This is a genomic window from Mycobacterium sp. 1245499.0, assembly GCF_001673615.1.
Lineage (GTDB): Bacteria > Actinomycetota > Actinomycetes > Mycobacteriales > Mycobacteriaceae > Mycobacterium > Mycobacterium europaeum_A.
Genome location: NZ_LZMG01000445.1, coordinates 1 through 5,707, shown reverse-complemented (window position 1 = coordinate 5,707; position 5,707 = coordinate 1). Strand labels below are relative to the sequence as shown.

Annotated in this window: 6 protein-coding genes; all 6 read right to left on the bottom strand. The window is 66.9% G+C overall.

The window, feature by feature from the left end; translation table 11 throughout:
• Positions 1–369, bottom strand: a 369-nt coding sequence (locus A5646_RS27590; protein WP_067025743.1) for a CAP domain-containing protein, incomplete at its 3' end; no start/stop codon positions are given.
• Positions 370–383: 14 nt separating this feature from the next.
• Complete coding sequence (locus tag A5646_RS27585; protein ID WP_067025740.1) at positions 384–1,016, bottom strand: hypothetical protein; 633 nt, start codon at positions 1,014–1,016, stop codon at positions 384–386.
• On the bottom strand, positions 1,013–1,684 hold the full coding sequence (locus A5646_RS27580; RefSeq protein WP_156765734.1) for an Mce protein: 672 nt from the start codon (positions 1,682–1,684) through the stop codon (positions 1,013–1,015). Before A5646_RS27580 ends, A5646_RS27585 begins: the two co-directional genes overlap by 4 nt.
• 17 nt (positions 1,685–1,701) lie before the next feature.
• Positions 1,702–3,168 (bottom strand): MCE family protein, encoded by a 1,467-nt coding sequence (locus tag A5646_RS27575; RefSeq protein ID WP_067025738.1) that lies wholly within the window; start codon positions 3,166–3,168, stop codon positions 1,702–1,704.
• Positions 3,169–4,290, bottom strand: coding sequence for a virulence factor Mce family protein (locus tag A5646_RS27570; protein ID WP_067025735.1), 1,122 nt, complete (start codon positions 4,288–4,290; stop codon positions 3,169–3,171).
• Entirely contained in the window at positions 4,287–5,642 is a 1,356-nt protein-coding gene (locus A5646_RS27565; RefSeq protein ID WP_067025731.1) for an MCE family protein, read from the bottom strand. The genes A5646_RS27570 and A5646_RS27565 overlap by 4 nt, the downstream gene beginning before the upstream one ends.
• Positions 5,643–5,707 lie beyond the last annotated feature (65 nt).

Genomic DNA, 5,707 nt, shown 5'->3' with positions numbered 1-5,707 from the left:
GTTGGCCAGTTCCAGGCTGCTGATCGCGATGGCCGGGTTGATCGCCACGGTCTCGGCGGCCCGGCCGCGGAAGCCGGCGGCGTTGGCGCGGTCCTGCGGCGTGGAACCGTCCGAGCCTATGTCGCCGTTGATGTTTCGGTTGTTGATCATGTCATCGGCGTGCCATTCGGCGGCCAGCGTGAGGGCGTTGTTCCTGACGACGTCGTTGGTGCAGCCCGCCTGGTGCTGCAGGGTGTAGACGGCCGACACCACCGCGCTGTTGAGCCGCTTGTTGTCGGCGTGCGCGGCCGGGGCCGCCACAGTGGCTGTCCCCAACAGCACCACGCCGACGGGCAGCACCCGGGCGCAGCGGCGTACCGATACTTCCATCACGATTCCTCGGGTCACACCGGGTCGAAGCGCGAAACCAGCCATCGGCCGTTGACCTTGTCCAGGGTCATCCGCACAACGGGCTGGGTGTCGGTGGGAGCGCCCGCACCGATGGTCACGGTCTGGTCGACATACACCAGCGCCACGGCATGGGTTTCAGATGCCGAAACCGACGCCGCCGCATTGACTTTGGCGACCGACGAGATGTGCTTCTCCTTCGCACCGGGAACGACGACCTGACGCGTCAGCTCGCCGTAGGCGTCCTTGAACTCACCGGTCAGCCGTTCGCGCGCCGCGGCGAGGTCCTTGTCCACCGTGTCGGCGTGATAGGACAACAATGCGATGGCGTCTTCGCGGGCGGCCTGCACCGATTCGGTGCGGGCCTGGGCGAGATCATCGGCCGCCCCGGCCGACCACTTGAGGTAGCCCGCGCCGAGCGCCAACACCAATGCGAGGCCGGGCAATACGCCGTAGGCGAACACCTGCGGCCACCCGATGCGCCGCCTGGTCCGCGCGGCCTTCGGTTGCGCCTCGGTGGACGGTTCTTCCGGCTCGGTGACCTCCGATTCCTGGTGTACGTCTTTGGTTGCCGGGTCCAGTTCCTCGTCGGCCGTATCGACTTTCACGTCCTCGTTCAGTGTCGTCATGGCACGAACACCACATTGGAGACCTTGGCGTCATCGCCGACCGATCGGACCTCGATGCGCATGCGCCATTCCCGGGGCGCCTCTTCACCGCCGGCGGTGCGCGACTTCACCGCGACCGCCACCAGCACCTGGGCGGAGTCGCCGCGCTGGGATTCCAGTCCGGCATCGGTGACCGTCCCTTCCGATTTCGACTGTGCGGCCTTGACGACCTCCTCGAACGGCTTGGCCCGCTGTTCGAAGTCGTCGCGGAATGCTCCGGTGGCCAGGTCGAGGATGCGCTGCACGTCGGCGTCGACCTGGGTGTAGTTGATCGTGGTGAGGTTCACCGCGCCCTGGCGGGCCGTCGCAACGTACAGGTTCTGCCGGGCCTGCGCCTCGTGCTTCTGGTAGGCCCGGTATCCGAGCCAACCACTCAGGCCGGCCAGTGCGGCCACGATGACGGCGCTGGCCACCAACGCCGTCCCGACGCGCGACAGCCGCCGCCGCTGGAGGCGCTCGCGCCACCGCGCGAACCGGCCCGCGACCGGACTCTCATCACCGTCGGCGTGTTCGGCGTGCAGCTTTTCAGCCTGCTCGGTTTCGGCGGCGTCGAGGTCCTCGGCGACGTCGATTGCCGTTGGCTCGTCGACGGTTTCCTCCGTCGTAGAGATTTCGGGTTTGTCCGCCATGGTGCTCCTTAAAACTGTCAGGGTTGCGGGACAAGTAGTTGTTGCCAGTTCTTGGCACGCGGGTGGGCCAGGTCCGATTGGGTATAGCGGCGGCCGTCTGGCCCGATGTAGTCGCCGGTGGCCGGGTCATAGGTCGCGACGGCGGGCGGCGGGGGCGGCGCCGCGGCGGTGCCACGCGGTGGTGGCAGTCGCGGGTCCTGCCCCGGCGGGTAGAGCGGCACGCCCTGGCCGGTAGTCGTGGCGTTCGGGTCGCCCTTCCAGTTGTAGCCGTCGTTGAGCGGCACGTACTCCTCGTCGCTTTCACACAGCTCTATCGTGGGCGCCCTCTTCCACGGCTTGCCCTCGCACGGAATGTTGCGCACCCCACGGACATTGAACTCCGAGTCCTGCGGCACCCGGCAGAACAGGTCCGCGGCCGGCCGGTCCGGCGCGTCGACGCTGGCCGGTGAGCGGCGTTGCTGCGGCGGCAGGTAGCCGGTGGTGCACGGTGGCGGCAGGTTGAGGTTCAGGTTGAAGTCCAGCTGGGCACCCCGGTACTCCTGCTTGGTGTTAGAGCTGGGCACGATGATGGCCGCCATGGCCGCGATGCCCTGCGGGAGCAGGACCAGGAGTTGCTCGATGTCATGGCGGTAGACGACGGCGATGTCGCCCAGGCTCACCAGATTGGCGAACAGCACCGGCAACGCCGGCGCCACCCGGTCCAGCATCGCGCGGCCCTCCTCGACGCCGGAAGTGCCCTGTGTCAACAGGTCTCGCACCGCGGCGTCCTGGGCCTTGAATTGCGCCATGATGGCCGCGGTGTGGCCGGCCCACGTGGCGATCGCCTCGGATGTCTGCACCTGCGAATTGAGTACCGCCGGCGACTGGTCGATGAGGGCGGCAAGCGGGTCGACGGTGCGACCCCCGGCGATGGCCAACGCGGTCGAGCCGTCGACGATGCGGGACAACTCCGGACCGAGGCCGCCGACCGCCCGATTGGTCTCGTCGATCACCGTGCGCAGGTTGTCGCGTGGAATCGCTTGCAGCGCACGGTTGGTCAGGTCGAGCAGGTGCCCGATGTCGACGGGCACGTCGACGTGTCCGGCGGTGATGACGTCGCCGTCGCGCAACGTGTGGGAACCATCGCCGTCCTTGCCGGGGGTCAGTTCGATGTACTGCTCGCCGATCGCGGATCGGCTGTGCACCGACGCCTGCACGTCGGAGGGCACCTTGACTCCCGATCGCATGGCCAGGACCGCGCGCACCCCGGTGGCGGTGACGTCGACCGACTTGACCTGTCCCACGTCGGTGCCGCGGTAGGTGACGACCGACGTCTCGTAGAGACCACCCGATTGCGGCAGATCGACGGTGACCTTGTACTCCCCGATCCCGAACAACGTGGCAGGCAGCTTCATGAAGTTGAATGCCATTGCGCCACAGGAGACGACGGTCACCAGCGTCAGGATTGACAACTGGATCCACGTCCGGCGATTCAACCGAAGCATTCAGTATCCCCCGAAATGGTACGGATAGGTCAGCGGGTTACCCCCGGTGACCGGGCTCGGCTGCATGCCGATGGTGCGACCCCACTGCAGTTCGAGCTGGGTGAGGTTGCCTTCCCAGCGCGAGCCGGTGAACAACCCTTGGTCGATGCGGCTCAACGTCAGATCGACGATCAGGGTGAGGTTGGCGTAGTCGCCGCGGAACCAGTTCCGCACGGTGGATGCCGGCCACGGGTAGGTCGCCAGGCCGTCCAGACCCTTGGTGAGGGAGGGGCCGGCATCGGCGAGCGAGCGCAGCACCGGCGCGATGTTGCGCAGGTTGTTCACCAGCGATTCCTTGCTCTGGTGGATGGTGTCGGCGGCGATCGCGCTGAATTTGCCGACCTGATCGATCGTGTCGGCGATCTTGGTGCGCTCCTTGGCCAGAACGTCCAGCGCCTTGGGCACCGACGTCAAGGCCTTGTCCACGACCGTGTCGTTCGCGGCAACCTGGCCGACCAGAGAGTTGAGATTCTCTGCGGCGGAGATGATGTCGTCGGTCTGATCATTGGTGCGCGCGATGAACTCATCGATCTGGTTGAGCAGGCTGCGCATGTCGTTCTCGCGGCCGGCGAACGCCCTGGCGACCGCCTGCGTGATTTCCTGCAGCTGGCCGATGCCCCCACCGTTCAACAGGATCGACACCGACGCCAGCGTCTGCTCGGTGGTGGGATACAGGCTCGCGCGCGACAACGGGATCACCGACCCGGCCTTGAGTTGGCCTACCGGCGCTTCACCTTTGGGCGGCGCGAGTTCGATATGCATCGAACCGAGCAGGCTGGTCTGCCCGAGCTTCGCGGTCGAATTGGCCGGCAGGTGCACGTCGCCATTGATCCGCATGGTGACCAGGGCATGCCAATCCTGCAGCTCGATCTTGGTGACGTTGCCGACGTTCACGTCGTCCACCCGGACCCGGGTGTTCTCCTGGATGGTGACCACATCGGGCATCTGCGCCTGGATCGTGTACGAGCCCGGCCCCCCGCCGGCGGTACCGGGCAGCCTGAAGGAGTTCAGGCCGCGCCAACCACACGCCGACAGGGTGACCACGCATATCAGCCCCAGGACCGCGGCCCCAGCGCGCCTCATGAGGGCCCCGTCGGCAGCATCAGGTTCTGTAGCACCTCGATCGAACTGGTCGTGTTCGACGGCGGCGCGGGCGGGGCCTCGGTCGGCGGCGGCTGGTCGGCCGGCGCCGGCTGCTCGGGAGGCGGCGCGGGCGCGCCATCCGGCGGCGCGGGCGCCTCAGGCGGGGGCGGCGGCGTGTACCCGGGCCGCAGCCAGTCCTCGCTGTAGGTGATCTCGCTGGGCCGCGCCTGCGTCCCGACGAACGGGTTAATTCCCGCCGGAATGTAGTTGTAGATACGGTTTTTGATGATCGGGTTGAGGTACTGCAGGCACAGCTTCGATACCCGCGCCAGGCGCGCCCGCGACGCCGCCTCGATCGAGCTGCAGATGAACTGCGGGATGTCGGCGAAGTTGTTCAGGGCCAGGATGCCGGTCATCGCGCTCTGGGCCGGCTGGTAGATGTTCAAGAAGTTCTGAAACACCGTCGGGGCGATGTGCAGGATCTGCTTGATATCGCCGCGGCTGTCATTGAGCGCCGTGGTGATGGAGCCCAATCGGTCGAAGGTGACGCCCGCCGCTTCGCGGTTCTCGGCCAGAAAATCACGCACGTCCGTGAGCGCGCCGTCCAGCGACTTCAACGCGTTGCCGACTTCGTTGGGGGTGTTGGACAGCAGCGTCGTCACGCCGGCCATGTTCTGGTTGAACGAGGCCAGCAGATCGCTGCTCGAGTACAGCGCGGACACCAGCAGTTGCAGGTTACGCACCGTGCTGAAGATGTCGTCGGCGTGATCGCCGAGCGCCGAGATCGCCTCGGAAAGCTTGAGCACGGTGTCGCGGGCGGTGTCGCCCTGGCCGCGCACGTTGTCCGCCGCCGAGTCGATGAACTCGCCGACGGAGTTGACCCCGCCCGGGCTGGTGGGCTGCAGGGCGTCGGTGAGTTTCTCCAGCTGCTTGCGGAAGTCATCCCATTCGACGGGAACCGCGGTGCGGCTCAGGGGAATCGAGGCGCCGGCGCTCAGCTTGGGGCCGCCGGAGTACGCCGGGACGAGCTGGACAGCCCGCGACGTCACCAGCGATGGCGACAGGATCGCGGCGCGAGCATCCGCGGGGATCGAATACTGCTTGTCGACCGAGAACGTCACCTTGGAACTGCCGGGCTGGGGCTCGATCTTATCGACCACGCCGACGGCGACGCCGAGGATGCGAATCTCGTCGCCCACGAACAGACCGTTGGCCTCGGTGAAATACGCCGAGTACGTATTCTTTTCGACGTCTTTCCACAGCTTGTTGCCGACCACGAACGACGCCACGACCAGCGTCAGGATCAGGGTGGCGGCGGTCGCCTTCTGTAGGGTGCCCCGACTGATGTTCATGGCGAATCGAAATCGTGGGGCGAGGGCGGCGGAATAGTGCGGATGGGCGGGGTGGACGGCGGGGG